Origin of the sequence: Haloferula chungangensis, from assembly GCF_042664875.1 — a bacterium.
In the GTDB taxonomy this organism is placed as follows: domain Bacteria; phylum Verrucomicrobiota; class Verrucomicrobiia; order Verrucomicrobiales; family Akkermansiaceae; genus Haloferula; species Haloferula chungangensis.
In genome coordinates this window covers 199,024-225,913 of record NZ_JBHTBS010000005.1, presented here as the reverse complement: position 1 = coordinate 225,913, position 26,890 = coordinate 199,024, and the positions used below count along the sequence as shown (strand labels likewise).

The 26,890-nt window shown below is 58.7% G+C and carries 18 protein-coding genes and 1 tRNA gene; 12 read left to right on the top strand and 7 right to left on the bottom strand.

Going from position 1 to position 26,890, the window contains the following annotated elements:
• The first annotated feature begins 256 nt into the window (after positions 1–256).
• A complete protein-coding gene (locus ACFQY0_RS11685) occupies positions 257–508 on the top strand; it encodes a hypothetical protein (RefSeq protein WP_379712518.1) in 252 nt (83 codons plus the stop codon).
• Between the two features lie 10 nt (positions 509–518).
• Positions 519–1,151 carry an AAA family ATPase gene (locus ACFQY0_RS11680; RefSeq protein WP_379712516.1) on the top strand — a complete coding sequence of 211 codons (633 nt, stop codon included), beginning with the start codon at positions 519–521 and terminating at the stop codon, positions 1,149–1,151.
• A 3-nt stretch (positions 1,152–1,154) separates the two neighbouring features.
• Here the strand turns inward: ACFQY0_RS11680 and ACFQY0_RS11675 are convergent, their stop codons facing one another.
• A complete protein-coding gene (locus tag ACFQY0_RS11675; protein ID WP_379712514.1) occupies positions 1,155–3,911 on the bottom strand; it encodes a DUF2339 domain-containing protein in 2,757 nt (918 codons plus the stop codon).
• A 221-nt stretch (positions 3,912–4,132) separates the two neighbouring features.
• Here ACFQY0_RS11675 and ACFQY0_RS11670 point away from each other — a divergent pair, with 221 nt between their 5' ends.
• Positions 4,133–4,948, top strand: a complete 816-nt coding sequence (locus tag ACFQY0_RS11670) for a formylglycine-generating enzyme family protein (protein ID WP_379712512.1) — start codon at positions 4,133–4,135, stop codon at positions 4,946–4,948.
• 30 nt (positions 4,949–4,978) lie between these two features.
• Here ACFQY0_RS11670 and ACFQY0_RS11665 read toward each other — a convergent pair whose 3' ends face one another.
• The 3 genes from ACFQY0_RS11665 to ACFQY0_RS11655 form a co-directional block, all read right to left on the bottom strand.
• A complete protein-coding gene (locus tag ACFQY0_RS11665) occupies positions 4,979–6,160 on the bottom strand; it encodes a redoxin domain-containing protein (RefSeq protein ID WP_379712510.1) in 1,182 nt (393 codons plus the stop codon).
• A 120-nt stretch (positions 6,161–6,280) separates the two neighbouring features.
• Positions 6,281–7,132 (bottom strand): hypothetical protein, encoded by an 852-nt coding sequence (locus ACFQY0_RS11660; RefSeq protein WP_379712508.1) that lies wholly within the window; start codon positions 7,130–7,132, stop codon positions 6,281–6,283.
• Between the two features lie 60 nt (positions 7,133–7,192).
• Positions 7,193–7,618, bottom strand: coding sequence for a hypothetical protein (locus tag ACFQY0_RS11655; RefSeq protein ID WP_379712506.1), 426 nt, complete (start codon positions 7,616–7,618; stop codon positions 7,193–7,195).
• Between the two features lie 265 nt (positions 7,619–7,883).
• Between ACFQY0_RS11655 and ACFQY0_RS11650 the strand changes: the two genes are divergently transcribed.
• Together ACFQY0_RS11650 and ACFQY0_RS11645 are read left to right on the top strand one after the other, a co-directional pair.
• Positions 7,884–9,254: an apolipoprotein N-acyltransferase gene (locus tag ACFQY0_RS11650; protein ID WP_379712504.1), complete on the top strand. Its 1,371-nt coding sequence runs from the start codon at positions 7,884–7,886 to the stop codon at positions 9,252–9,254.
• Positions 9,255–9,345: 91 nt separating this feature from the next.
• Entirely contained in the window at positions 9,346–11,187 is a 1,842-nt protein-coding gene (locus tag ACFQY0_RS11645) for a phosphoenolpyruvate carboxykinase (GTP) (protein WP_379712502.1), read from the top strand.
• A 75-nt stretch (positions 11,188–11,262) separates the two neighbouring features.
• On the opposite strand, the gene metE is transcribed toward ACFQY0_RS11645, so the two are convergent.
• Positions 11,263–13,569 (bottom strand): 5-methyltetrahydropteroyltriglutamate--homocysteine S-methyltransferase, encoded by a 2,307-nt coding sequence (metE, locus tag ACFQY0_RS11640; RefSeq protein ID WP_379712687.1) that lies wholly within the window; start codon positions 13,567–13,569, stop codon positions 11,263–11,265.
• Between the two features lie 99 nt (positions 13,570–13,668).
• Between metE and ACFQY0_RS11635 the strand changes: the two genes are divergently transcribed.
• Positions 13,669–14,583 (top strand): LysR family transcriptional regulator, encoded by a 915-nt coding sequence (locus ACFQY0_RS11635; protein ID WP_379712500.1) that lies wholly within the window; start codon positions 13,669–13,671, stop codon positions 14,581–14,583.
• 25 nt (positions 14,584–14,608) lie between these two features.
• Here the strand turns inward: ACFQY0_RS11635 and mqo are convergent, their stop codons facing one another.
• Positions 14,609–16,099 carry a malate dehydrogenase (quinone) gene (gene mqo, locus ACFQY0_RS11630; protein WP_379712498.1) on the bottom strand — a complete coding sequence of 497 codons (1,491 nt, stop codon included), beginning with the start codon at positions 16,097–16,099 and terminating at the stop codon, positions 14,609–14,611.
• A gap of 356 nt (positions 16,100–16,455) precedes the next feature.
• Here mqo and ACFQY0_RS11625 point away from each other — a divergent pair, with 356 nt between their 5' ends.
• Genes ACFQY0_RS11625 through pdeM form a run of 3 tightly spaced genes read left to right on the top strand, consistent with a single transcriptional unit; the run spans position 16,456 to position 22,243 of the window.
• Positions 16,456–19,122, top strand: coding sequence for an ATP-dependent DNA ligase (locus ACFQY0_RS11625; RefSeq protein WP_379712496.1), 2,667 nt, complete (start codon positions 16,456–16,458; stop codon positions 19,120–19,122).
• Positions 19,122–21,569: a ligase-associated DNA damage response DEXH box helicase gene (locus ACFQY0_RS11620; RefSeq protein WP_379712494.1), complete on the top strand. Its 2,448-nt coding sequence runs from the start codon at positions 19,122–19,124 to the stop codon at positions 21,567–21,569. The genes ACFQY0_RS11625 and ACFQY0_RS11620 overlap by 1 nt, the downstream gene beginning before the upstream one ends.
• Complete coding sequence (pdeM, locus tag ACFQY0_RS11615) at positions 21,566–22,243, top strand: ligase-associated DNA damage response endonuclease PdeM (protein ID WP_379712492.1); 678 nt, start codon at positions 21,566–21,568, stop codon at positions 22,241–22,243. The genes ACFQY0_RS11620 and pdeM overlap by 4 nt, the downstream gene beginning before the upstream one ends.
• Before the next feature lie 134 nt (positions 22,244–22,377).
• Here pdeM and ACFQY0_RS11610 read toward each other — a convergent pair.
• Positions 22,378–22,467 (bottom strand) — tRNA-Ser (locus ACFQY0_RS11610).
• Between the two features lie 324 nt (positions 22,468–22,791).
• Between ACFQY0_RS11610 and dnaK the strand changes: the two genes are divergently transcribed.
• The 3 genes from dnaK (at position 22,792) to groL (ending at position 26,767) form a co-directional block, all read left to right on the top strand.
• Positions 22,792–24,714 (top strand): molecular chaperone DnaK, encoded by a 1,923-nt coding sequence (gene dnaK / locus ACFQY0_RS11605; RefSeq protein ID WP_379712490.1) that lies wholly within the window; start codon positions 22,792–22,794, stop codon positions 24,712–24,714.
• A gap of 66 nt (positions 24,715–24,780) precedes the next feature.
• Entirely contained in the window at positions 24,781–25,071 is a 291-nt protein-coding gene (locus tag ACFQY0_RS11600; protein ID WP_379712488.1) for a co-chaperone GroES, read from the top strand.
• A gap of 37 nt (positions 25,072–25,108) precedes the next feature.
• Positions 25,109–26,767, top strand: coding sequence for a chaperonin GroEL (gene groL / locus ACFQY0_RS11595; RefSeq protein WP_379712685.1), 1,659 nt, complete (start codon positions 25,109–25,111; stop codon positions 26,765–26,767).
• Positions 26,768–26,890 lie beyond the last annotated feature (123 nt).

The following is a 26,890-nucleotide window of genomic DNA, read 5'->3' as shown; positions in this document are numbered from 1 at the left end:
CGAAAGCGTCGGACGGCTGGTTTGCCGATCGGCCTTAAGATTGCTTCGGTTCTCCTGAAGCCGATGCTGGCCCTGTTTCGGGAAATCACCTCTTCGATCGGAAGCGGGAGATCTTCACGATTCGTTTCACCCGTCGCCGGCCGGACAGCGGCACGGGAACCGGAGTGAGATGGATCGCAGCACCCCGATTCAACCCATCATGAAAAGACCGGGCTGAATCGTTGCGCCGCTACGCCCGTTGGCCTAGTCATGTCCCATGGGCCCCGACCTCGCCGACAAACGCTGGATCATCGCTAAGGGTGTTCTTTTTCTGATCCTCGCCCTGTTTTCCGCCGCCCTCCAACTCCTCGCCGAACTCCCCACCTGGCAGGAAGCCGTATTGCTGCTTATCTGCGTCTGGTCCGCCTGCCGGTTCTACTACTTCCTCTTCCACGTTCTTCATGCCTATGTCGGCATCCCCCGTGCCGGTATCCTCGACCTTCTGAGATATCTGTGGGAGCGTCGCTAAATCATCCCCCATGATCATCAAATCCATCACCCTCTCAGGATTCCGATCCTTTTATCGAACCCAGATTCTCACCTTCGATTCCGGCATGACCGCCATCGTCGGACCCGATGGCTGCGGAAAAAGCAATGTCATTCGAGGGATCCTCTGGGCCCTCGCTCATCCCGCCGCATCCCTCGACCCGACGGAAATCTGTTCGAGCTCATCCCGCCACTTCACAGCCAAAGGGGCTCAAGTGGGCATCGACTATCAGATTCGCCCTTACGATCTGGAGATGAGTCTTTCCCGCACCCTCAGTGTCAACGGTCTCTGGGCCACCTTCAACATCGACGGTCACGACTACGCCGATAGCGTGCCTCCCCCGGAATTTCTCGCGTCGAGAGCCCAGGTTCAATTCCTCCAGAATCCCGCCCAGCTCGACCTTGCCCTCGAGGCCGCAAAACCAGGAGACCTTTTCCTGATCGACGGGATCGATGACCCTTCATCTTTAGTTCTGGATAATCTGCGCTCCCTAACAGCCTCAGGAAATCAGGTCATCGCCGTCGTCCGCAGCCGCGCCATGATGCAGATTGCCGACCAACTCATCGGCGTCACCATGGAAGAGCCCGGCGTTTCAAAATTCGTCCCGATGCGGCTGAGAAAGTAGCGATCACTCTCCAGGTTCCTCATCCCCTTCCAGCAATCGCTTCAGGATTTCGGCGAAGCGATTGTAGAAGAAGCCCAGCACCACCAAAGCGACTCCCAGCGCGATGAAGGCCAGGACTCGGGTGAAAGCCCCGAAGTCCCAGACATCCACGGCGAACAGCTTGATCAGCGCCATGCCTAACAAAACAAATCCCGCATGCCGCCAGGCAGCGAGTCGCATCCAAAGGCCACTGCACACAAAACCGAACCCGAGCAGGGTCCACAGAATCGCGACCGCCGACCATCCCATCGACTGCACAACAAACAGGGTCGACCACAGGCCGCTCACCAGCGTTGCCAACCACAGGAGAAGCGTCCGAACCGGATTTTGCTCCGACTTCGGCTGAGCTAGTCCCGCCATCAGAAATCCCGCGACCACCCCCCAGCCGTCCGGTATTCCAGCCTTTTCCTGAAGTCCCCAATGGGCATCGGCAAGCGTCCCCAAGAGACCTGCGGCCGTGACCGCCAGTAGAATTCCCGCCTCGGGAATTCGCCAATCATTCACGCGGCGCTGCCAAATCATCAAGGCGCCTCCGCTCAGTGCGAGAACCTCCAGCCAGTGGTCCGGCAAGGCCGCAGTCCAGGCCACGAACCAACCGAGCAGCGCCACGGCACGACATCCAATCACCAGAACTCCGTCCGCGATCCGATCCCGATTCGGACCGCCAATCGAGCCGAACAATGTGGCCAAAGCCGAAATCGGCACGAGAAAATGCAGGGGAGCGGACGCCTGGCCAATGATCACCGAGTAAAACAAGGTCGCCCCTAACAGCAGGGATATTGATGTGCGCAGGCGCGGACAATGCAGGATCCGCGCCGCGATCACGGCCAGACCCGGCACGATGATTGCGAGCGTTCCCAGGTGGATCTGATTGCTGAAGTTGATGGCCCGAATTCCCACCATCAACGACCAGGCCGTGATCAGGCTGAAGAGCCACGCCTGGGGCACTCCCAGCACCCCGACGATCTTCCGCTCGGATTTCTCCCAGAGAATCCCCGCAGCCCCAGCGAGCAACATGCTCGTCAACCAAACCCACGAATCGAAGGATCGCGTCTCGCTAAAAACCAGACAAGCCACAAGAACTCCAAACGTCGCACTTACGAAGCGTAGTTCCGGCAGCCAATGCTTCCGGTCCAGCTTCATCACAATCACCGTCACTCCCAGCGCCAGAAGCTCCATCGATATCAACTTCCAGGGACCATCAAGGTTCAGCGACCAGACAATCGCCACCACACTCGCTGCCGCCAGACCCAGCGAGGATGCTGCCCGAGACAACCTCGTGAATTTGCCAGTCTCAGCGAGGCGGTCATGTCCGATGCGAATCATCACCGCCGACCCGGCCAACAGCAGCGCCACCAGAGCAAACACCCAGGCACCTTCGTTCTGAAAACGAACCACCATCAGCACCGCAGCAATCTGAGCCGCCACCGAAAACGCCAGCTCCAGCGGTCGGCGAAAACGCAGGAAGGCGCCGGCCAGCATCAAGCCTTCCATCGCCAGACCGAGGGCGAGTTGATAGCCGTCGAGCTTCAGAACCAGCGCTAGAGTCAGCATCGCCAGACCCTGTCCGACGTGGGTGCTTCCCGACGATTCCCGTCCCCTGCCGAGCGAGCCCATCATCAGGATGACCGCCCCAAAAACGGCGGGGACCCGCCAGTAGCCAGCATAGTCGAGCATCAGCCAAAGCATTGAAAAAAGGCCGAAGAAGACCCCGTTGTTGGCTGCCGCAAACCAGGCCCGACCCCGCTCGGACAAAGACGAGCGGAAGCTGTCGGCAATCCCCGCAACTCCCGGAAGCGCAAATACCACCCAACTTGCCGGAAGGAAGAACAAGCCCATTTTGTCCGGCGCACCGCCAGACGCCCCCACCAGCTGCCACCACAGGAAGGCGGCGTACGTTCCCAGCATGCTCGCCACTCCCGGACCCGCCCAACCCGCACGCCGCATCAGCCCAACCCCCGCGATCGCCAGAAACACATTCGACACCGACGACAACCAGCCCAGCGGCTGCAGCACCGTGGAATACGAAGCCAGCAATAGTCCCAGCACCGCAGTCGATCGAGCATCCCGCTTCAGGGATACTCCGACGATCAAAGCTGCCGCGCCAAGCAGCAGCAAGCCCGCGGTCACCGGCGACTTGACCACCTGTAATCGCTCCACATGATGGGCGGCAAACGTGCACCAGTAGAAAAACGCAAGTCCACCTGCGAGCACCACTTCCCCGAATCGCCTCATCCCTTCCTTCAACGTGAAACGCCATCCAACCGCCACCAGGCCAAACGAACTGATGAAGAGAAACATCAATCTAACAAGCGCAGGCAACTCGCGGATCCAATTACGATAGGCGTAGTTGCCGAGCAGCACCAAGCCCGTCACCAACAAGGCGATTCCCAGACGCACCAGCCACACTCGACCGAACTGCAGCTCGAACGAGCCGCGTGCCTCCTCAGGCGGGGTCGCCACCGTACTCACCGGTTCGGCCGGCACCGGCTTCACCTCGGGAGCAGGCTCACGGAAAATCTCCATCTCCTCCTCCTTCGAACCTGCCGCCTCGGGGACTGAAACGAGCGCCATTGCCTCTGACCCTGTCCTCATTTTCCCTTCCAGCGCCTCAAGAGCCTTCCGGATTCGACCGATTTCCTCGGCGTGCATGAAGCTCAGCTCATCCAGACGCGCTCGCAGACTCGATATTTCCCCCTCAAACGACTTCTCCGCACTCATTCCGCCATCCTATGCCGAATGAGCTTCACAATCCTAATTGATTAACCAACCGCCAAGATCGACAAACTCGATGCTCGCAGCACTGCCTGACACACCGCCAACCCGAGGTGCCCTCGATCTCGGAAAGACATCCACCCGCGATGTGAGCACGGATCTCACTGCGGTCCTTCCATGAAATTCAGTCTTGATTCCCATGTGATGGAGGAGGACTCCTTACTCAGATGCGCATTCTCCTGATCTCCCATTTTTGTCTCAGCTCGCTGATCGGCGGCGGCCTTCTGTCGGCTGAGGAAAAGCCCTCGACACCGAGGACACTCTCACCTGAGTCGAAGGACCAGCTAATGAAAGAGATGATCTGGGTCGAAGGTGGCACCTTCACCATGGGTTCAAACTCGGAGAAGGCCTCGACGGCTGAGAAGCCCGCCCATCAGGTGACCCTGTCCGGCTTCCGGATCGGCAAATACGAAGTCAGTCAGCAGCTTTTTCAAGAAGTCATGGGCTGGGATACCAGCTACTTCCCGGCAGAAGGCAACCCGGTCAACAATGTCAGCTGGCTGAACATTCAGCGCTTCATCAAGCGATTGAACGAGATGACCGGAAAGCAATTCCGACTCCCCACCGAAGCCGAGTGGGAATACGCTGCAAAGGGAGGACAGAAGTCCAAAGGATACCTCTACAGTGGCTCAAACGACATCGATGAGGTGGCTTGGTATGCCGGAAACGGCGAACGGCGCTGTCATCCATCGGGCAAGAAGAAGCCGAATGAACTTGGGCTTTATGACATGACCGGCAACCTGTGGGAGTTCTGTCACGATAACGCACGCATGATTCCCTACGAGGCCGAACCACGCACCAACCCAGTGAGGGGCGATTTTGAGAATCCCAGTCCTCATACGGCAAAGATCACCCGCGGCGGCGGCTACGAGTTTGATGCGGACGAATGCCTGGTGTTTCGCAGAGACGGGGCAACGCCGAACGTGCGCATGCCCGACATCGGATTCAGACTGGTGCTGCCCGGCAAAAAAGACACCCCCTAACAGCCTCCCGGCAATCCCCGCCAATCCGGATCAGGGTTGGTAGTAGCGCCCAAGGATCGAGAGGATCTTCGTTCTCAATTCATCGCCATCGACCATCCCACTGTGGCGCCACACGATGCTTCCATCCGGAGCGACCAACACGCTGTAGGGAATGGGTCCGGGCCATTCGGGATCGAGGGCTTTGGCAAGTTCGTCCTGGCTTGCCGCGCTGTAGAGATAGTTGTTCGTCGTCCGCCCCTCGGCCTCAAGTGAGCCCTTGAGCCGATCCGGCAGGGATGCGTTCTGTTTCTCAAGAAAAGCCTTCGCTTTGCCGATATCCTGCGGGTGATCGAGACTGATGGTGATCAACTCGAATTGCCGCATGCCGAACTTCCGGGCTGTCTGCACCAACTCGGGAAACTCCTGCACACACGGCGCACAGCTCGTCGACCAGATGTTGAAGAGGCGGAGTTTCCTGGTGCCGTTCTTCCGCAGCTTGGCGACTCCCGCCGCATCAATCGTTTCAATTTCGACAGGCTTGTTTTTCCACTGGGCAATCTCCTTCCCCACGTTCGCCTTCTTCTCCAACCACTTTGTCGAGCATCCATGCGGACGGGTCTCAGCGAGTGGCACCGGCTTTCCCGCGAGCAGCGCTTCGATGGCATCGCGCGCCGCAGCGCGCTTGACGGTCTTCGGATCGGCAAAGCGCGAGTCATCGAGTTCACCCTTATACTGCAGTCGCCGATCGCCATCGAAAACGAAGACATGCGGCGTCGCGAGACAGCCGTAGGCCTTGGCCGTCTTCTGAGTGTCGCCGTCATTGAGATAGGGAAAATTAAATTCCTGCTCCTTCGCATGGAGAATCATCTCCTCGTAGCTGTCGTTATATTTGGAGTATCCCAACTCGTCCGCACGCAGGCCTTCAGGACTATTCGGATTGATCGCAACAAGTGCCACACCGCGCGGAGAATAATCGGTGACCAACTTCTTCAGCCTTCCTTCGGCTGCCTGCGCGTCCGGGCAGTGATTCGAAATGAAGACAATCACGAGAATTTTGGCGGACTCATAGTCGGCAAGCTGGTGCTGCTTTCCATCGGTGCCCTTCAAATCGAAATCCGGTGCGGCGTCGCCAATCGCTAGGGTGTTCAAACCGGGAATTCCCGGCGCAGCCTGAACAGAAAGCAGGGCTGTCGCGGATAACAGAAAAGCGAGGATAAGGTGGATTTTCTTCATGACAGGAATGCAAAGTGGGAATTCGGTTCAGAATGCGGGCGCTGCAAGGTTCTCAACGGAGCCCTGCTCGGATTTCTTGCACACGATCGTTCCTCCCTGCGGAGGCCCGATGCGCCAGCTTCAGGAATCACCACCCTTGCCCAGCTGAGGCCCCTTCCGAGCCTGGGCACGGGCTTGCTTGATCTGGGCAGGACTGAGGCGCAGTTTCACGTGCCCCTTCATCAGGTTGTCCTCCATCCCCTCATCGAAATGCAAAAGACTCAGATTATGGCCCAGTTCATGAGCGATGGTCGCCGACAGGGCTCCATCTTCTGGAAAATTCTCCGGTGAAAGAAGCGGTCTGGATTTTCCCGACACGACCGATGGACGTAGCTTTGGAAAGCCGTTTTTGTTAGGCTTCTTGTCCGAATAAACACCGACAACCGCAATGGTCCCAGAGATGCTCGCCGTCCCCTGGAGGGTCTGACCGATGTAGGGGAAAAGATAGAGGTGATACATTCTGGGGACGTCCTGATTCAGGGACCCGTCAGGGTTGATGCTCTCGTTCTTCGCCGGATCTGCTAGAGCGGGATACACCTTGCTCATGTAGTTCAATTTCGATTTCCGGTCTCTTGCCACCACCAGCTGCGCGAGCTTCTGGGTTTCTGTTTTGCTCAGCCGACCTCCACCCGCTTTTTCCGCCATGATGCCACCCCCTCCCATCGCCGGATTCGTGATCCACTCGATCCCGGCTGGTGCCCAGATCTCATTCACCTGCTTCATGATCTGCGTCGCATCTTCGATGGACAAGGGCATCTCCATCACGGTTCTCGTCGCTTCCCCACCTGGCTTCGCCGCTTCGCGAACCATTTCCGCCCCTTCAATCAAATGAACCCGCAGCGGGAGTCGGATCCGATCCCTGGAGTCCTCTGCGCAAAGGGTTCCGATGGAGAACGGGATCAGCAGGGAGAAGAAGATGCGAAATGATTTCATGGCGGGGGTGGTTGAAATGATAGGAAACCTTTGATCCGGTAGCACTGAAGAAGGCAGAGCTCACTTCAGCCTCTCCGACATCGAGCTGATGGCAATCTTGATGTTCTCACGCGTCGCTCCTTCCGCAGAGATTCGATCGCGGAACTCACCGAGGAGGGCTTCATCGGACTCGGTGCGATGACTTGAGCGAATCGTTTTTTCCCAGACGACGGCCCCCGCACTTCGCAACGTGTAGGCGACCTCAATTTCGGTGATCACCTCGAAAACAGCAGATTCCCCGGGATTGCGCATGTTGAGGATCCTGGCATCGAGTTGATAGCCGCCCTCACCGAGGTGACTGAAAAGCCCGGTATCCACCAGAGACGTCTCAAGCGCCGCTTTGAAGTCAGCCGTGCCGACTCCAAGTCCCTTTCTGATTGACTCATCATTTCCCCCTGATGTGTGAACGACCACCGGTTTGCCCGTTTGGGTGGAAGACCTGAGCACCGGCACAAGTTCGTTGGTTCGCGTTTGGGGAAGACAGGAACCTAAGCACCAAGTTAGGAAAAATAGGACGCTCGCGAGCTTCATGGGCGCAAGCTATCACTCTGCGCTTTCCCATCCTAGGGTAATGATCAAGCGGCATAGGCTTTTCTGCCGAGCTGCCGACCTCGACTTGATGAAAGAATGCCAGAGGAGAATCTCTGCCATTGGAAAATTCCGGCCCCATCCGAACATTGAAGTGGGCTGGTCTTTCGTCTAGACACAGCGAATGCCATTCGGAGCTCGAGCCTTCCTCACCCTTCTCAGCGCCGCCCTGGTGATCGCTGCGTTTCCTCCCCTACACTGGCATTGGCTGGCCCTGATGGCGTGGCTTCCGTTCATTCTATCGCTCCGCGGGGCGAGCCCGAAAGCATCAGCCGTGCTCGGCCTGCTTCACGGCATGCTTGTATTCTCAGGCACGCTCATCTGGCTGACCGAGATCTTCGGGCCGATGGCGCTGCTCCTGCAATTCATCCTCGCGATGTTTACGGTTTTTTTCGCGATGATTTTCAACACGCTGGATCGGCCAACGCTTTCACCATGGTGGTATGGCCTGATGACCGCCGTGCTCTGGACCGGCATCGAGTATTTCCGAAGCGAGTGGTTCACCCTTCGCTTCCCGTGGATCACCCCAGGCACCGCACTTCCACCAAATGCCCTGACTCAGGTCATTGGCGTCTACGGCGTCTCACTCGTGGTGATCCTGGCCTCCACCTGGCTCTCCTCTAACAAGCGAAAAACCCAGGGCGCAGGAATTGCCGTCTTAATTCTTCTTGGCGCTGCATTCATTCCTCGTGGAACCGGTGAGCAGGAAAAGGGAGTCGCAGTGCGTGTCTCAGCGGTTCAGGGCGAGACGCTTTCGTTCGATCAATACATGGAACTCAGCGCCTCGATCCCCACCCCCACCCAAGCCATCGTCTGGCCGGAGTATGCCCTCAGTTTCGACCTCCGCGAAAACCCGGAAAAGCTCGGTCGTATCCGTCATTTGATGGCAGAGAAAGAAGCGGAAGTTTTCGTCGTCGGAAGCCTGACCAGGCACCCCGACAAATCATGGTCGAACACTTCCATCATCGTCGGCCGCGACACCATCCTTGGCAGTCATGACAAGAACCGCCCGGTGCACTTTTTCGACGATGGCGAAGCCGGTGTGGAAGCACCGGCATGGCCGACCCCCATCGGAAGGATCTCAACGCCAATCTGTTTCGACAATGACTACTCGGCGGTGCCTCGGGAGGCGGTGAAGAATGGAGCCGAGCTTCTCCTCATTCCCAGCATGGATGCCCAGCACTGGACCGCGCGCCAGCATCTCCAACATGCCGAGCTTTTCCGTCATCGCGCCGCGGAAAACGGCAGATGGCTCGTTGTCGCGGCCAGCTCAGGGATGACTCAGGTCATTGATCCCAGTGGAAAACGCGTCGATTCGCTCCCGCTTTTCGACCCCGGTGTGTTAGACACCCAAATCACAAGCCAATCCATCTTAACTCCTTACACCCGCTTCGGCTGGATCATCGGTCCGATCTGTACCATCGCGGCTGCCTTATTGATGGTCGCCGCAGTGGTGATGCAACGTCGAGACATGAAGAAGCCTGCTGTCCACTGACTCACTCTTTTCCCGCGAATCCGGCTCATTTCCGATCATATTCTCGGATGATGTTGCCGACACCCGGGAAGATCGCTTTCATGTCATCGCTATGAGCAATACTCGCCACGAAAAGCTCGCCACATGGGTCGAGCAAATGACCACACTTTGCCAGCCTGACGCAGTCGAATGGGCAGATGGTTCTCAGGAAGAATGGGACCGCCTCACACAACTTCTCTGCGACAAGGGAATCTTTACACGTCTCAACCCGGAGAAGCGCCCTAACTCGTTCCTCGCCCGTTCGGCACCGTCCGATGTTGCCCGGGTGGAGGACCGCACCTTCATCTGCTCGCGCCGTAAAGGTGCCGCCGGAGCTAACAACAACTGGATGGACCCTCACGAGATGAAGGCCCTTCTCTTGCCCAAATTCAAGGGCTGCATGAAAGGACGCACGATGTATGTGATTCCCTTCTGCATGGGACCACCGGAATCACCACTCGCCAAGATCGGGGTGCAGGTGACCGACAGCGCCTACGTCGTCGTCAACATGCGTATCATGGCCCACATGGGCAAAGCGGTTCTCGACCGGCTCGAAGGCGAGGCCACCGGCGAAATCAACACCGGACGCGATGGTCATGGCAACTTCATCCCCTGCCTTCATTCCGTCGGCGCACCGCTTGAGCCCGGCCAGGAAGACTCGGCGTGGCCATGCAACGAAGACAAGTACATCAGCCACTTCCCGGACACCCGTGAGATCTGGTCCTATGGTTCCGGCTACGGCGGCAACGCGCTGTTAGGGAAGAAATGCCTCGCCCTGCGCATCGCCAGCAACATCGCCCGCGAGCACGACTGGATGGCGGAGCACATGCTGATCCTCGGCCTCACATCGCCAGAAGGTGAGAAAACCTACATTTCCGCCGCCTTCCCAAGTGCCTGCGGCAAGACGAATCTGGCCATGATCGTGCCGCCTGAAAAGTATGCCAAGGCCGGCTGGAAAACGACCATCGTCGGCGATGATATCGCCTGGCTCTGGCCCCATGAAGACGGCCACCTGCACGCGATCAATCCGGAAACCGGATACTTCGGCGTCGCACCCGGCACCTCCTACGACACCAACCCGATCGCCATGGACTCGATGCTTGAAAACAGCATCTTCACCAACGTCGGCCTGACGGATGACGGCGACGTGTGGTGGGAAGGCCTGACCGAGGAACCGCCTGCCCACCTCATCGACTGGAAGGGCAACGACTGGACACCTGCCGACGGCGAAAAGGGCGTCAAGGCCGCTCACCCGAACGCCCGCTTCACGGCGCCCGCCAAGCAGTGTCCGACGATCGACCCCGAATGGCAAAATCCAGAAGGCGTGCCGATCTCCGGAATCGTCTTCGGTGGCCGACGCCCGACGACAATGCCGCTCGTCTATCAGGCATTCAACTGGTCACACGGCGTCTACGTCGGGGCCACCATGGGCTCCGAAGTCACCGCCGCTGCCATTGGCCTGAAAGCCGGAGTCCGTCGTGACCCGATGGCCATGCTTCCGTTCTGCGGATACAACATGGCGGAGTACTTCCACCACTGGCTCGACATGCGAGGCCTGGTGAAAAATCTGCCACGTTTCTTCCACGTGAACTGGTTCCGCCTCGATGAAGATGGCAAGTTCCTCTGGCCGGGATATGGCGACAACATGCGCGTCCTCGAGTGGATCGTGAACCGCTGCAAAGGTCGCGTCGCCGGTCATGAGACCCCGATCGGCTGGACACCTCACTGGGAGGACTTCGACGCCGAAGGAATCGAAGGCTTTGACGAAAAGCGCTTCGATGACTGCATGGCCTACAACCCGCAGGAGTGGAAAGATGAGATCCTCAGCCAAGGTGAGCTCTTCCTGAAACTCTATGATCTGATGCCAAAGGAACTCGTCTTCCAACGCGAGCTTCTTGCCGCACGATTGGCCTGATTTCCTAGCGATAGCAAGTTGGTTGCCCAGGAAGGGGGATGCGAGGGCATCCCCCTTCTCTTTGCAATCACCAATCTAACAGACCAGCTCAGCCACCTGCCGCCCGGCCCTTTCGCGAAGTGCGGCCGCCGCACTGACGAGGTTCTTCAGGGACTCCCGGGTTTCCTGCCATCCCCGGGTCTTCAGTCCGCAGTCAGGGTTTACCCACAGCCGCTCGGCTGGCACTACCTGAAGGGCTCTCTCCAGCAGGTTCTCGATTTCTTCCTGAGACGGCACACGCGGTGAGTGGATATCCCAAACACCCGGCCCCACCTCTGACCGCAGCCCTCCGGTCCTAACCGAATCGAGCGCCTCCATCTTGCTGCGCGATGCTTCCAGGCTGATCACATCGACATCCAGTGCGGCAATCGCCTCAGCCACATCCTCAAACTCGGCATAGCACATGTGGGTGTGGATCTGGGTAACGTCCGCTACTCCGGATGTCGCCACCCGAAATGCGTAAACCGCCCACTCGAGATAGGCTTCGCGATCGCCAAGCTCGAGTGGGAAGCCCTCACGCAGGCCGGGCTCATCGACCTGAATGACTTTGGTTCCAGCCTGCTCAAGTTCGCCAACCTCCTTTCTCAAGGCCAAAGCGAGCTGCAGCGCCACCTCCCTTCTCGAAAGGTCATCGCGGACGAAACTCCACTGCAGAATCGTCACCGGGCCGGTCAACATCCCTTTCACATGCCGACTTGTTAGAGTCTGCGCCTTGACCGTCCAATCCACCGTCATGGTCTTCGGGCGCGTGACATCTCCCCAAATGATCGGAGGCTTCACACAACGTGACCCATAGCTTTGGACCCAGCCGTTGCGGGTAATCGCCACACCATCGAGCTTCTCACCGAAGTATTCGACCATGTCCGTTCGTTCGAACTCGCCATGCACAAGCACATCAATTCCCAGCTCCTCCTGGCAACGGATCACATCGCGCATCGCGGCCTCGAGACCTTGCTCGTAGCCGGCTTCATCCGTAACACCCTTTCTCCTCCGAGCTCGCAGCTTGCGAATCTCATCCGTCTGCGGAAAGGAACCAATGGTCGTCGTCGGCAACAAGGGCAGGCCAAGCGCAGCGCGCTGAAGCTTCAACCGCTCCTCGATGTCGCTCGCCCGAAGCGCCGATTGCGCGTCGAGAGCCGCGACCTCGCGTCGCAGCTCTGGGATGCGGACTCCCAGGTGCTGCAACCGATTGTCTCGGGCTGCCATGAGCGCAGCCTCGTGATTTGGCGAAAGCTCCGATTTTGAAAGCAGATCCACCTCCTCCAGCTTCTCTTTGGCAAAGCTCAGCCACGATTTCAAATCAGTATCGAGTTCGTCTTCTTCCTGCAGCGAATGAGGGACGTGCAGCAGCGAACAGGACGTCCCGACCCAAAGCCGTGCCGGCCCCCATTTCTCGAGAAATGTCGATATCGTCACCCGGTGATCGAGCAGGTCCGCCCGCCAGATTCCGCGACCATCGATAAGCCCCAGCGAAAGCACCTTATCATTCGGAAAGTGAGTGAAGAGCCATGGCAAATCGGAACTTCCCCGCACCGCGTCGACATGGAGACCATCGAACTCCATCCCCAGCAGTTCGTTCAGCGCGCCACCAAGTTTTCCAAACGGCACTGCCAGCAGCAACTTGGGGCCCTTCACTTCCTTGAAGTAGGCGAGTGACTCCGCAACGCCCGTGAGCACTTCACCATCCTTGCGCTGCACCACCACCGGCTCACTGATTTCAACCCATTCGGCACCGGCTTCAAACAGCTCCCCAAGCAGCTCTCGATAGACCGGCAACAGCTTGGGCAGCAAGAGCAAGGGATCGCTTCCATCACGGGTCTTGCTGAGGGCCAGGAACGTCACCGGACCGATCAGCACCGGCTTCGGCCGATGACCACAGGCGATCGCTTCCTTCACTTCGGCGACCGCCTTCCGATTCGTCCTTCTGAAAAGCTGATCCGCATCGAGTTCGGGAACGAGGTAATGATAGTTGGTGTCAAACCACTTCGTCAGCTCAAGCGGAGCCACATCCGGTCGATTCCCATTCGCAGCTCCCCGACCGCGCGCCATCCGAAAATACTGGTCGAGCGACACCTCTTCTCCGACCACCCCGAATCGAGACGGCACGGCGCCAAGCATGCAGGCCAGATCAAGCATGCCATCGTAGAAACTGAAGTCGTTCGTCGCGACAAAGTTGAGTCTCTGCTGCTCGATCCAGTGCCGTTGCCTCAGCCCCTTCCCCTCCCGGTCAAGCTCCGCCGCCGTGATCCTCCCGGCCCAGAATTGCTCGAGGGCCTTCTTCAACTCCCGCTTCGCACCAATTCGTGGATAGCCCGATATGTGTGTCGTCAATGATTGCTTCATCCCCGCCATCATGACGGAAAGCTCTTCATGAACAAAACGCATGCTCTTCAAGATGATCCACCATTGCATTCATGATGATTTCCCTCCATCAATCGCCTTGTGCTTGAATTGAGACACCTCCAATCGCTGATCGCCCTTGCCGAGACCGGCAATCTCACCCGCGCCGGACAACGGGTTTCGCTCAGCCAAAGCGCCCTGTCCCACCAGATGCGCACCCTTGAAGACCACTACGGTCTCGAGCTATTTCAGCGGAAGACGAGCCCGATCAAATGGACCCGTGCCGGCGAACGGCTGCTGCTGCTTGCCTACGATAGCCAACGTCTGATTGCCGATGCCGGTCGCGATCTCGCCCGGATTGGCGAAGGCACCGCCGGCAGCCTCCGCATCGCCGTCGAGTGCCACTCATGCTTCGACTGGCTGATGCCCGCCATGGATGAACTCCGCGAGGCCTGGCCTGATGTGGAAATGGACCTCGTCTCCGGATTTCACCCGGATCCCGTCGGCCTGCTCGACGAGGACCGTGCGGACCTTGTCATCGTCACTCAATCGAAACGCCGCAAAGGCATTCTCCACCACCCGCTCTTCGAATATGACATGCCGCTGCTGCTCGCTCACGAGCACCCCCTTCTGAAAAAATCGCATGTCACCGCCCGCGACTTCCTTCGGGAAACCCTGATCACCTACCCGATTCCCGACAACCGCATGGATCTCTTTCGCCAGATCCTCGAACCCGCTGGGATCGAGCCTGCCCAGCGTCGCACCACCGAGCTCACCATCGCCATCCTCCAGCTGGTCAAAAGCAACCGAGGCGTCGCCACCTTGCCGCGCTGGGCTGTCCAACCCTACCTCGAACGCGACTACGTCGCCGAGATGCCCATCACCGCAAAAGGCCTCCACGCCTCGCTCTTCGCGGCCACCACCCGGGCAGCCGCCAGCCAGACCTTCATGAAGGAATTCATCAGCACGATCCGGGCAACGGCTGACCGGAACTTCCCGAGCGTCACCCTTCTCTGAAGGAGCAGTTCCCCACGCCCCGACACTAAAGCCCTAACACCCCATCGGCATGGGTGCGGGTGGCGCGATAAAGGGACTCGTCGGCCGCGAGACTTTGACCGTAGGACGGCAGGATCTGCTTGAGCTTCGGCGCCCAGTCGTCCATGCGACCGGAAAAGCACTTCTCGAGAATGTGAACCATCACATCGACGGCGGTCGAAGCTCCGGGCGATGCCCCTAACAGAGCGGCAATGGAGCCATCCGCAGCGGCGACGATCTCGGTTCCGAACTGGAGCTCACCGCCCCGCGTCGGATGCTGCTTGATGATCTGCACGCGCTGACCTGCAGTCGATAGATGCCAGTCTTCGAGTTTCGCATCCGGGAAAAACTCACGCAGGGCATCGAGGCGGTCTTTCGGCGACTGCATCACCTGTTCGATGAGATAACGGGTCAGGTCCATGTTGTCTTTTCCGACAGCCAGCAGCGGCACAAGGTTGTCGAGGCGCACGGATCCGGGCAGGTCGAAGAGCGAGCCGGACTTCAGGAACTTGGGCGAAAATCCCGCGAAGGGACCGAAGAGCAGCGAGCGCTTGCCGTCGATGATCCGGCTGTCGAGGTGCGGGACCGACATGGGCGGAGCGCCGACAGCCGCTTTTCCATAGACTTTCGCCTGATGCTTTTCGGCGAGGTCCGGATTGTCGCAGACTAGAAACTGACCACTCACCGGAAAGCCGCCAAAGCCCTTGCCTTCGGCGATACCCGACTTCTGCAAAAGGGGGAGCGATGCGCCACCCGCACCCACGAAAACGAACTTCGTCTTCACCGAGCGATTCAGGTTCTTCTCAAGATTGCGGACGGTGAGTTTCCAACGTCCATCCTTAAGCCGCTTGATGTCGCGCACCTGATGCTGCGTCGCCAGCCGGATGTTCTCCTGTGACGTCAAGTTGTCGACCATCGCCTGAGTCAACGCACCGAAGTTCACGTCCGTGCCGCCTTTGGCGAAGGTGGCCGCTACGGATTCGTTGTCAGGTCGCCCCGCAAGCAACAGCGGTGCCCACTCGGCGATCTGAGCCGGATCTTCCGAATATTCCATCCCGGCAAAGAAATGATGGGCCACCATCTGATCATAGCGGCGACGGAGGAAAGCACAGTTCTCACGGCCTCTCACGAAGCTCATGTGAGGCACGTGGGTGATGAAGGTCGACGGGTCCGGCAGGACCCCCTGCTCAACAAGATTCGCCCAAAATTGCTTGGAGAGTTCAAATGCCTCGTTGATCTGCAGTGCTTTCGAGACATCGACGGAGCCGTCCTCGTTCTCCTTGGTGTAGTTGAGTTCGCAAAGAGCGGCATGCCCGGTTCCGGCATTGTTCCAGGGATTGGAACTTTCCTTGGCGACTTCGGCGAGAGCCTCGACGATCTGGATCTTCAGTGATGGGTCGAGCTGGTGGATCAGCAGGCCGAGCGTCGCGCTCATGATTCCTCCTCCAATCAATACGACATCCGGTTCTTCAAAGGTGTTAATGCGAGGCGCTTCCATGAATTCGTGGGTGATGAGATGAATGGCCGCGATTCGTCAACCGTTCCTTGCTCCGAAAGCGGCATTCTTTGTGCCAAGCTTCAAAGGTTTTTCGCTCGATGGGCCCGTGTTCCGACAAATTGCGGATCGCAGCCCGGATTCCCCCGATTCTTCCGCTTCCGTCCTCCCGCAGCACAAACATCGTCGAGGGCGAAACGACGAACCTTCACCGGCGACCTTGAGAGAACGAGTTGCGCCATCGTCAAGATGACCGATGATCGAGGAATGAATCGGGCAAATACCTCCGGACGCTTTGAATGCTCAGGTGAAGATCTGAAGGTTCGGCCAAGGAGCCGCCATCTCCCGGAAAACTGAGCATGGCGGAGGAAATCCAGATTCAGGCGCGCCCCGCCGGCATCTACCTTCCTGAAATCGACCTTTGGCTCGATCCCCGGGGGCAGCAGAATCGTGCCTTCATTTCCCACGCCCACGCCGACCACCACTCCCGCCCCGAGCAAGCTTTCTGTTCTCGCGAAACCGCCCACCTCCTCTTTCGCCGTTTCGGGCTGAAAAAGGACTCTCTAACCATCATCGAAGCCGATCAGACACTCGATCTGGACGGCTTCGAACTGAGCATTCAGGCAGCCGGCCATGTCGTCGGGTCTTCGATGCTCCACCTTCGCCGAAAGAGTGACGGCCACACACTGCTCTTCACTGGCGACTTCAAAACCTTGGCCACCCGCACCTGCCCGGCCCCGTCCCCCCTTTCGGTCGACACCCTCATCATTGAGACCACCTACGGTCGACCTGAATACATTTTCCCCCCACGCCACGAAGTCGAAAACTCCATCGTCACCTTCATCCATGCCGCATTCGACGCTTCGGAAGTACCGATCCTCTGCGCCTACTCCCTTGGAAAGGCTCAAGAGCTTTCGGCGCTGCTTGCCGATCACGACATCGTCTTCCAAGCCCACTCCAGCATCATTGAAATGAATGACGCCTGTCGGGAACTCGGCGTCGCCCTCCCTCAAGCAGATAAGATCCAGGCTCCCATCCCCCCACGGCACGCCGTTCTCTGCCCCCCGAGTGCGATCCGTTCGACCGTGATTCGTCGCCTGAAGAACAAGCAAACCGCCATGATCAGCGGCTGGGGAATCCACCCCAATGCCCGCTACCGATACCAGGTCGACCACGTCTTTCCACTTTCAGACCACGCCGACTACCGCGAGTTGTTAGATTTCGTCGACGCCGTCGACCCTTCCCGAATCTACACCATCCACGGTTCCACCCGGGAATTTGCAGCCGACCTGCGGGCCCGTGGCCGACAGGCCTGGTCGCTCTTCACCGACGATCAACTTGAGCTCATTCCCCGGCAGCTCCCCCGGGTTCCCTCGGCGACAAACCATCACCGCATCGACCGCCCCCTCAGCATGCTCAACGAACGTCTGAACGAGGTTCAGGCCCTTGCCTCCCGGACAAGCAAGCGAGAGCTTCTCGCCTCACTGATATCGCCCCTCAATGAAAACGAGCTCAGCACGCTTGTTGACTGGCTCTCCGAGCGTTCCCTGAAACTCGGCTTCGGTTTTGCCTCGATCCGCCTTGCGCTTCTCAAAGCTTTTTCCATCACCCTCGCCGACTACCGAAGCATCTCCAATCAGCAGCAGGACGCCGCCCGGACCGCGCGGATTCTCTCGGGGCTCCATGGCGACTGGAAGGCATCCAGCACGCCCTTCAGCGCCCCCGACCTTTCATCGCTGATCGACTTCCTGAGGAATTGCAGAGTTCAGCTCGATGCCATCCACGAGCTCGCTGGAACATTGCGTCGGCTACCACCGCCTGAGGTCGAATTTGTCCTGCGCGTCCTGACTCGCGAATTTCGCATCGGAAGCCGCGAAGGCCTGCTGGAGGAAGCCATCGCCGAAGCCTTCAGCGCCGACCCCAGGGAAGTGGCACGTGCCCACATGCTCACGGGAGATCTCGGAAGCACGGCGGTGCTCGCCAAGCAGAAGAGGTGCCACGAAGCCGAACTGCAGATTGGCACGCCGGTGAAAGTCATGCTCGCCTCGCCCGCACCGGATGCCACCGCGATCTACGCGAAACTGGCGACTCCCGAGAGCACCGTTTGGCTCGAAGACAAATTCGACGGCATCCGCGCCCAGCTTCACAAACGAGGTGATAACGTGCACCTCTTCTCCCGCGATCTCCGCTCCCTCGACGCGGAATTTCCCGAACTGATCAGAGCGGCGACCAATCTTCCCGACTGTTTGTTAGATGGAGAGATCATCGCTTTTGAAGAAGGCAGGCAACTCAGCTTCTTCGATCTCCAGAAACGCCTCGGAAGGAAGCAGAAGCACCGTGGTCAGGGCGATCTCTTTCATCCGCAGGACACCCCTGTCCGATTCATCGCCTTCGATTTGCTCCATCACGACAGACAATCGCTCTGGCAGAAACCCCTGCGAACGCGACGTGCCCAGCTCGAAGCCATCAAATTGCAGGCCCCCTTCGAGTGCGCCAGACAGATGCTCGCCGCGGACGCGGAGGAGATCGATACCCATTTCAAACAAGCCAGGGCCAGGGCCAACGAGGGACTGATCGCAAAGGACCCCGAGAGCCCCTACCACTTCGGTCGACGTGGCCAGTCATGGCTCAAGCTCAAGAAGGTGCAGGTGACTCTCGACTGCCTCGTGACCCATGCCCAACAAGGTCATGGAGGACGTGCCGGCTTGCTCTCCGACTACACCTTTGCGGTGCGCGATGAAGCAAATGGCCAGCTGCGAGTGATCGGCAAGGCCTACAGTGGTCTCACCGATGCCGAAATCGAAGAACTCACCGAGCATTTCAAGAAAACCACCATCGACATCAAGCGCCGCGTCCATCTGGTCGAGCCCCAGATCGTCCTCGAAATCGCCTTCGATTCGATCCGTCCCAGCAAGCGCCACGACAGCGGCCTCGCCATGCGCTTCCCCCGGATCAAAGCGATCCGTCGCGACAAATCGCCCGAGGAAATCGACACCTTGCAGTTTGCCCAGACACTCGTCAGCTAATGTCCGCCACCTCGTCGATCAACGCCTTTTTCAAGCAACGGAGGTGGAAGCCACACGACTTCCAGAAGGAGACATGGCAAGCGTATGCCGCTGGCCGATCCGGCCTACTTCACGCACCTACCGGGCTCGGAAAAACCCTCGCCGTGTGGATGGGCCCGGTCGATGAAGCACTCGCCGCCCCTCAGCCCCCCAGCCAATGTCAGGTCCTATGGATCACGCCGCTGCGGGCACTCGCCAAAGACACGGCGCGTTCACTTCAGGAACCTCTAACACAGCTCGGAAGCTCTCTCGAAGTCGCACTTCGGACTGGCGATGTGTCCGCCTATCGAAAAGCCAAACTCCGCGAAAAGCTCCCCTTCGCCCTCGTCACCACGCCGGAAAGCCTGTCGTTGATGCTTACCTACGAGGACTCCCGTACCAAACTCTCTGACCTGAAATGCGTCGTCATTGATGAATGGCACGAACTCCTCGGCACCAAACGCGGGGTCCAGACGGAGCTCTGTCTCGCCCGACTCAGAACCTGGGCACCACAAATTCGCACCTGGGGCGTGTCCGCGACCCTCGGCAACCTTGACGACGCCCGGAAAAGCCTCCTCGGAATCCACCATCGGAACAGCATTACGGTGCACTCGACACTCGAGAAAAAGCTCCAGGTCGAGACATTGATTCCCCTGGAGATCGAGCACTTCCCCTGGACAGGTCATCTCGGGACGAGACTTGTCAAGCAAGTGGCGAAGACGCTTCACCGCGCGAGTTCGAGCCTGGTTTTCACCAATACCCGATCGCAAACGGAAGTCTGGCATCAGACGCTACTCGACACCGATCCCACGCTCAAGGGCCGCCTCGGCATCCACCACGGCTCGATCTCCCGAGCAGAACGCCAAGCCACCGAAGATGCCTTGTTTCGGGGAGAGCTGCTTGGAGTCGTCTGCACCTCATCACTCGATCTCGGCATCGATTTCGCACCCGTTGAGCAGGTGATTCAAATCGGCAGCCCAAAAGGGGTCGCCCGACTTCTTCAACGAGCAGGCCGCTCAGGCCACCAGCCTGGCAAGAAATCACGACTCCTCTGCGTGCCGACGAACGCCTTTGAGTTATTGGAATTCGCGGCGGCGCAGGATGCCCTCGACGCCCGTGAAATCGAATCCCGTCGACTGCTGCAAAAACCGCTCGATCTTCTTGTCCAGCACGTCAGCACCTGCGCGATAGGCGAAGCGCTTGATGAAGATGACTTTCGCAAGGAGATCACCTCGACCCACAGCTACTCCACCCTCAGCGAAGCCGAGTGGCAATGGGTTCTCGGCTTCGTCACCAACGGCGGAGACGCGCTGCACGCCTACCCCCAATATCAACGGATTCAGCGGGAAAACGGAGTTCTCCATTTCACCGACAAGAGAATGATCCAGCTGCACCGCATGAACATCGGCACGATCGTCTCGGATACCTCCATCAGCGTGCGGCTCCGCAATGGGCAGCGCCTGGGAAGCGTTGAGGAAAGCTTCATCACCAAACTCAAACCAGGAGCCCCGTTCTTTTTCTCCGGACGGCTTCTGGAACTCGTCCGCGTCCGCGATCTTGTCGCCACCGTCAAGCCATCGACCACCAGGAAAGCCCAGGGCGAAATCCCCGTCTGGAATGGTGGAAAGATGCCGCTTTCAACCGAACTGGCCCATGCCGTCGCCAGACGCCTCAGCACCTCGACCCTCCCGGCACGACCAGAGCTCAAAGCCATCGAGGACATCCTCTCAATCCAGCGAAAGTGGTCGCAGATCCCCAACGATGAGGTCCTGCAGGTAGAGCACTGCCATTCGCGACAAGGTGAGCACCTGTTCATCTACACCTTTGCAGGGCGGCTGGTGAACGAAGGGATCGGCACTCTTGCCGCCCACCGCCTAACAGACGGTCAGTCCCAGAGCATCCAGGTCACCCAGAACGACTATGGTTTCGCCCTCACATCGAACGGGAAGATCCCGCTGGATGAGCCGATCATCCGGAATATCCTCCGACCTGAATCACTTCTCGAGGACCTTCTCGCCTGCCTTAACACCCACGAACTCGCCCGCAGGAAATTCCGGGAGGTTGCCCGTGTGGCGGGCTTAATTCAGCAATCCCAGCCAGGCCGGATGAAGCAACTGCGCAGCATTCAGACTTCCGCCAGCCTACTCTTTGAAGTCTTCAACCGTTACGATCCGGAGAATCTCCTACTCGACCAATCGAAACGTGAAATCCTCGAAGGCCAACTCGAATTCTCACGCATGCATGAAGTACTCATCGGGATCTCGAGGAAGCCGCTTCGCCTCATCGAGCTCACCCGACTCAGTCCGTTTTCCTTTCCCCTCTGGGCCGAACGGCTCTACTCGATCATCTCCACCAAGGATGCCATCACCCTCATGGAAGAAATGCTGAAGGAACTCGAACAGAATGCAGAAAAGGCCTTGAAAGCATGAGTGAGACCCCACTTCGTATCGACTTCCAAGGCGAAGAGCTCCATCTTCATCCTCAAGGTGTCATCTGGTGGACCGCGACCCGCACGCTGATTCTTTCCGACGTTCACCTCGGAAAATCCGCCACCTTCCGCTCACACGGCCTGCCCGTTCCTGAAGGTGAAACCCTTGATGACCTCAGGCGAATCACCCAACTCGTCTCAAGATTCCAAGCTGAATCCCTGATCATCGTGGGTGACTTCTTTCATTCCAGCATCAGCCTGACAGATCAGTTCAAAACGACCCTGAACCAATGGCTCACCGAGCTCCCCTCTGAAGTCGTCCTCATCGTAGGAAATCATGACCCTTCCGCGCGCAAGCTGACCGACTTCCCTCTACTCCGAGCCACCCCGGCCTATCAGCGAAGAGCCCTTCACTTCGTCCACGATCCGTCCGACGCCCCACCCGACTCTCCCACGATCACCGGTCATCTCCATCCACTTTGTCGCATCGGCACCCAGGCCGGTCCCGCCATCAGGGTTCGCTGCTTTCTCCTATCGGGACCCATCCTGACCCTTCCTGCGTTTGGAACCTTCACCTCCGGAAATCTCGTCAGACAGTTTCCAGGACCCCACAGACTGTTCCCCATCATCGGCAAGTTGGTCTGTCACCATCCCCAGAATTCCCACCCTTCCTAGAAGTCGGAGGAGCGAACCCGCTAGCCTATCAGGCCACCTCTCGCGAAAAACGCGACCACTCAAAACACCATCGCCCCTACTCAGACGCGCTGAGCAGGGGCGATGGTGTGCCACTCAAAGCCGTGGCAAACGAATGGCGGACAGGGAGGGATTCGAACCCTCGGTACTATTGCTAGCACACACGCTTTCCAGGCGAGCCCATTCGACCACTCTGGCACCTGCCCTTTTTTCGGGAGGCGCGGACCCTAGGAAGCCTGCCCCAGCTTGGCAATGCGAATCTCACCGATATTTTCGGCGCCCATCTCACAGGGAAAAATCTCCCCTGCGCAGATTGTCGCCTCTGAGACAATCTGACCACTCCAGCTGTGACAGCTTGGCACAAATCACCCCTCTGAGCGTTTCACCATCCCAAGAAGACACACTTGCTTCCCCCTCACTCTAAGCGCCTTACGACCCACCTCACCCTCGGTGGCACGGAGCCTGCGAAAGGCTTTTCAGCAAACTGCGCCCAATCACACGCAAGCAAACCAACCTCAACTACACTAATCATGTCCAAGATTCTCGGTATCGACCTCGGAACCACTAACTCCTGCATGGCTGTCATGGACGGCGGGGAGCCAACGGTTCTCGAAAACTCAGAAGGTGCTCGCACCACTCCATCCGTCGTGGCTTTCACCAAGTCCGGCGAACGCCTCGTCGGTCAGGCCGCCAAGCGCCAGGCCGTCACCAACCCCAAAAACACCATCTTCTCCGCCAAGCGCCTCATCGGTCGCAAGTTCTCGGAACTCTCCGAGGCCGACAAGAAGATGCCTTACAAGATCGTCGCAGCTTCTAACGGCGACGCCCACATCCAGGTGGAAGCCGGTGGCGAAACCAAAACTTACTCGCCCCAGGAAATCGCCGCGATGGTACTCGGCAAGCTCAAGGCCGACGCCGAAGCCAAGCTTGGCGAAACCATCACCGACGCGGTGATCACCGTCCCTGCTTACTTCAACGACTCCCAGCGCAACGCGACCAAGGCCGCTGGCGAAATTGCCGGCCTCAACGTCCGCCGCATCATCAACGAGCCGACCGCCGCAGCGCTCGCCTACGGCCTCGACAAGAAGTCGGATGAAAAGATCGCCGTTTATGACCTCGGCGGTGGAACGTTCGACATCTCCGTGCTGGAAATCGGCGACGGCGTTTTCGAAGTGCTCGCCACCGATGGCGACACCCAACTCGGTGGTGACGACTGGGACAATACCCTCATCAACTGGATCGTTGACGAATTCAAGAAGGACCAGGGCGTCGACCTCTCCGGTCAGCCCGACGCGCTTCAGCGCATCAAGGAAGAAGCCGAGAAGGCCAAGATCGCGCTTTCCTCGACCCAGTCCTACGACATCAGCCTTCCTTTCATCACCGCAGATCAGAATGGTCCGAAGCACATCCAGCTTTCACTCAGCCGTTCGAAACTCGAGCAGCTCACCGACAGCCTCTTTGAACGCACCAAGAAGCCTGTCACCGACTGCCTCAAGGAAGCCGGAATCGGTTCGTCCGACGTCGATGAGCTCGTTCTCGTCGGTGGCATGACCCGCATGCCCAAAGTCTTCGAAACCGCCAAGGCCCTCGCCGGCAAGGAACCACACCGTGGTGTGAACCCTGACGAAGTGGTGGCCATCGGCGCCTCGATCCAAGGCGGCGTGCTCAAGGGCGACGTGAAGGACGTGCTTCTTCTCGACGTCACTCCGCTCAGCCTCTCGATCGAAACGGAAGGCTCGCGTGCCACTCCGATGATCGAGCGCAACACCACGATTCCGGCCAAGAAGTCTCAGATCTTCTCGACCGCTTCGGACAACCAACCTGCCGTCGACATCCGCATTTGCCAAGGCGAACGCCCGATGTTCAACGACAACAAGTTGCTCGGAAACTTCAAGCTCGATGGCATCGCCCCCGCACGTCGCGGTGAGCCACAGATCGAGGTGACCTTCGATATCGACGCCAACGGCATCCTCCACGTTTCCGCCAAGGACAAGCAGTCCGGCAAGGAACAGAAGATCTCCATCCAGGGATCCTCAGGTCTTTCCAAGGAAGAGATCGAGAAAGCCAGACAGGAAGCCGAAGTCCACGCGGAAGAGGACAAGAAACGCGTCGAAGCAGTCGACACCAAGAACAAGGGCGAACAGCTCGTGTTCCAGGTCGAGAAGCAGCTCGAAGAACTTCCCGCCGAAGCGCCCGAGGAGATCAAGTCCGGCATCCAAGCCAAGGTCGATGCCCTCAAGGACGCCTTGAAGAACGACGACCTCGACCAGATCAAGTCGGCCACCTCGACTCTCGAGGCCGCCCTTCAGGATCTCGCCAGCGCCGCCCAGGCTGCCGCTGGAGCTGCTGGCGGTGCCGCACCCGATGTCGACACACCGGAAGCCGAAGGCTCCGACTCCGACGAGCCGAAAAAGGCCAAGGGCAAGGTCGTCGACGCTGAAGTCGTCGATTAATCACTTTCCGCCCCGCATCCGCGGGGCGGCTTCTAAGCAAAAACGAAACAAACGAACAACACACACATGGCTAACATCAAACCACTCGGTCAACGCGTTCTCGTAAAGCGCCTCGCCGCTGAAGCCCTTTCCGCTGGCGGCATCGCTCTTCCTGACACCGCTCAGGAAAAGCCACAGGAAGCTGAAGTCGTCAGCCTCGGCACCGGCGGCAAGGACGATGACGGCAAGACCATCGAGTTCTCCGTCAAGGTCGGTGACAAGGTGCTCATCTCCAAATACGGCGGCACCGATGTTAAAATCGACGGTCAGGAATACCTGATCATGTCGGAGTCCGACATCCTCGGCATCGTTTCCTGAATCAAGAATCAACCATCTAACACCTACCATCATCTAAATTATGGCCAAACAACTCCAATTCGACGAAGCAGCTCGTCACGCCCTTCTTCGTGGCGTCGAAAAGCTCGCCAAAGCCGTCAAGGCAACCCTCGGACCAGCAGGTCGCAACGTGATCCTCGACAAGAAATTCGGTTCCCCAACCATCACCAAGGACGGTGTTTCGGTTGCCAAGGAAATCGAGCTCGAAGATCCCTATGAAAACATGGGTGCCCAGCTGATCCGCGAAGTTTCCTCGAAGACTTCCGACATCGCGGGTGACGGAACGACGACGGCTACCGTACTTGCCGAAGCCATCTACAAGGAAGGCCTTCGCAACGTGACCGCCGGTGCCAACCCGATTTCGCTTCAGCGCGGCATCATGAAGGCCACCGAAGCCATCGTCGCCAAGCTTGCGGAGATCTCGAAGCAGGTCAACGACACCAAGGAAATCGCGCAGGTGGCCACCGTCTCCGCCAACTGGGACTCCACGATCGGCACCATCATTGCCGAAGCCATGGACAAGGTCGGCAAGGACGGCACCATCACTGTGGAAGAAGCCAAAGGCATCGAAACCACTCTCGACGTGGTGGAAGGCATGCAGTTCGACAAGGGTTACCTTTCCCCGTACTTCGTGACAGACGCGGAGACCATGGAAGCGAACTTCGACAACGCCTACCTCCTCATCCACGAGAAGAAGATCTCGAACCTCAAGGACATGCTTCCACTTCTCGAGAAGGTTGCCAAGACCGGCCGCCCACTCGTGGTGATCGCTGAAGACGTCGAAGGTGAAGCCCTCGCCACCCTCGTGGTGAACAAGCTCCGCGGCATCCTCAACATCGCCGCCGTGAAGGCTCCTGGCTTCGGTGACCGTCGCAAGGCCATGCTCGAAGATCTCGCCATCCTCACCGGTGGCAAGGTCATCACCGAAGACCTCGGCATCAAGCTCGACTCCGTCGAACTCGAAGACCTCGGTGAAGCCAAGCGCGTCACCATCACCAAGGAAAACACCACCCTCGTTGAAGGTGCCGGCACTTCCGAAGCCATCACTGGCCGCGTGAACCAGATCCGCCGCCAGATCGAAGAAACCTCCAGCGACTACGATCGCGAGAAGCTCCAGGAGCGTCTTGCCAAGCTCGCCGGTGGTGTGGCCGTCATCAACGTCGGTGCTGCGACCGAAACCGAGATGAAGGAAAAGAAGGCCCGCGTGGAAGACGCCCTTCACGCCACCCGCGCTGCGGTGGAAGAAGGCATCGTTCCTGGCGGTGGCACCGCCCTCATCCGCGCTCTGAAGCTTTGTCAGGACAGCAACGCTTGCGATGCTGCCTCCAATGCCGATGAGAAGACCGGCATGGGCATCGTTGCCAAGGCGGTTGAAGCACCGCTTCGCCAACTTGCTGCCAACGCCGGCCGCGAAGGCGCCCTGATCGTTGAGAAGGTGAAGAACAATCCTGAAGGTCACGGCTACAACGTCGCTACTGACACCTACGAAGACCTCATTGCTTCGGGTGTCGTTGACCCGACCAAGGTGACCCGTTCCGCACTGCAGAACGCCGCCTCGATCTCGGGTCTCCTGCTCACCACCGAGTGCGTCATCACCGACCTCCCTGAAAAGGAAGAAGCCGGTGGAGGCCACGGCCATGACCACGGCGGCATGGGTGGCATGGGCGGCATGATGTAATCATCCGCGTGACGGCATCCAGCCGTCACCACCAAATCACAAAGCCGGACGGGAAACCGTCCGGCTTTTTCTTTTGAGTGCGGTGGCAGAGCGTGTCTTCGAGCATCGACACCGCTTTCCGAG

What these genes read in the sequence shown, in the direction of transcription:
- ACFQY0_RS11650 (WP_379712504.1), top strand. Translation starts at nt 7,884, where the DNA reads ATGCCATTCGGAGCTCGAGCCTTCCTCACCCTTCTCAGCGCCGCCCTG.
- ACFQY0_RS11600 (WP_379712488.1), top strand. Translation starts at nt 24,781, where the DNA reads ATGGCTAACATCAAACCACTCGGTCAACGCGTTCTCGTAAAGCGCCTC.
- ACFQY0_RS11685 (WP_379712518.1), top strand. Translation starts at nt 257, where the DNA reads ATGGGCCCCGACCTCGCCGACAAACGCTGGATCATCGCTAAGGGTGTT.
- ACFQY0_RS11675 (WP_379712514.1), bottom strand. Translation starts at nt 3,911, where the DNA reads ATGAGTGCGGAGAAGTCGTTTGAGGGGGAAATATCGAGTCTGCGAGCG.
- ACFQY0_RS11670 (WP_379712512.1), top strand. Translation starts at nt 4,133, where the DNA reads ATGCGCATTCTCCTGATCTCCCATTTTTGTCTCAGCTCGCTGATCGGC.
- ACFQY0_RS11645 (WP_379712502.1), top strand. Translation starts at nt 9,346, where the DNA reads ATGAGCAATACTCGCCACGAAAAGCTCGCCACATGGGTCGAGCAAATG.
- dnaK (WP_379712490.1), top strand. Translation starts at nt 22,792, where the DNA reads ATGTCCAAGATTCTCGGTATCGACCTCGGAACCACTAACTCCTGCATG.
- metE (WP_379712687.1), bottom strand. Translation starts at nt 13,569, where the DNA reads ATGAAGCAATCATTGACGACACACATATCGGGCTATCCACGAATTGGT.
- pdeM (WP_379712492.1), top strand. Translation starts at nt 21,566, where the DNA reads ATGAGTGAGACCCCACTTCGTATCGACTTCCAAGGCGAAGAGCTCCAT.
- mqo (WP_379712498.1), bottom strand. Translation starts at nt 16,099, where the DNA reads ATGGAAGCGCCTCGCATTAACACCTTTGAAGAACCGGATGTCGTATTG.
- ACFQY0_RS11665 (WP_379712510.1), bottom strand. Translation starts at nt 6,160, where the DNA reads ATGAAGAAAATCCACCTTATCCTCGCTTTTCTGTTATCCGCGACAGCC.
- ACFQY0_RS11625 (WP_379712496.1), top strand. Translation starts at nt 16,456, where the DNA reads ATGGCGGAGGAAATCCAGATTCAGGCGCGCCCCGCCGGCATCTACCTT.
- ACFQY0_RS11660 (WP_379712508.1), bottom strand. Translation starts at nt 7,132, where the DNA reads ATGAAATCATTTCGCATCTTCTTCTCCCTGCTGATCCCGTTCTCCATC.
- ACFQY0_RS11620 (WP_379712494.1), top strand. Translation starts at nt 19,122, where the DNA reads ATGTCCGCCACCTCGTCGATCAACGCCTTTTTCAAGCAACGGAGGTGG.
- ACFQY0_RS11680 (WP_379712516.1), top strand. Translation starts at nt 519, where the DNA reads ATGATCATCAAATCCATCACCCTCTCAGGATTCCGATCCTTTTATCGA.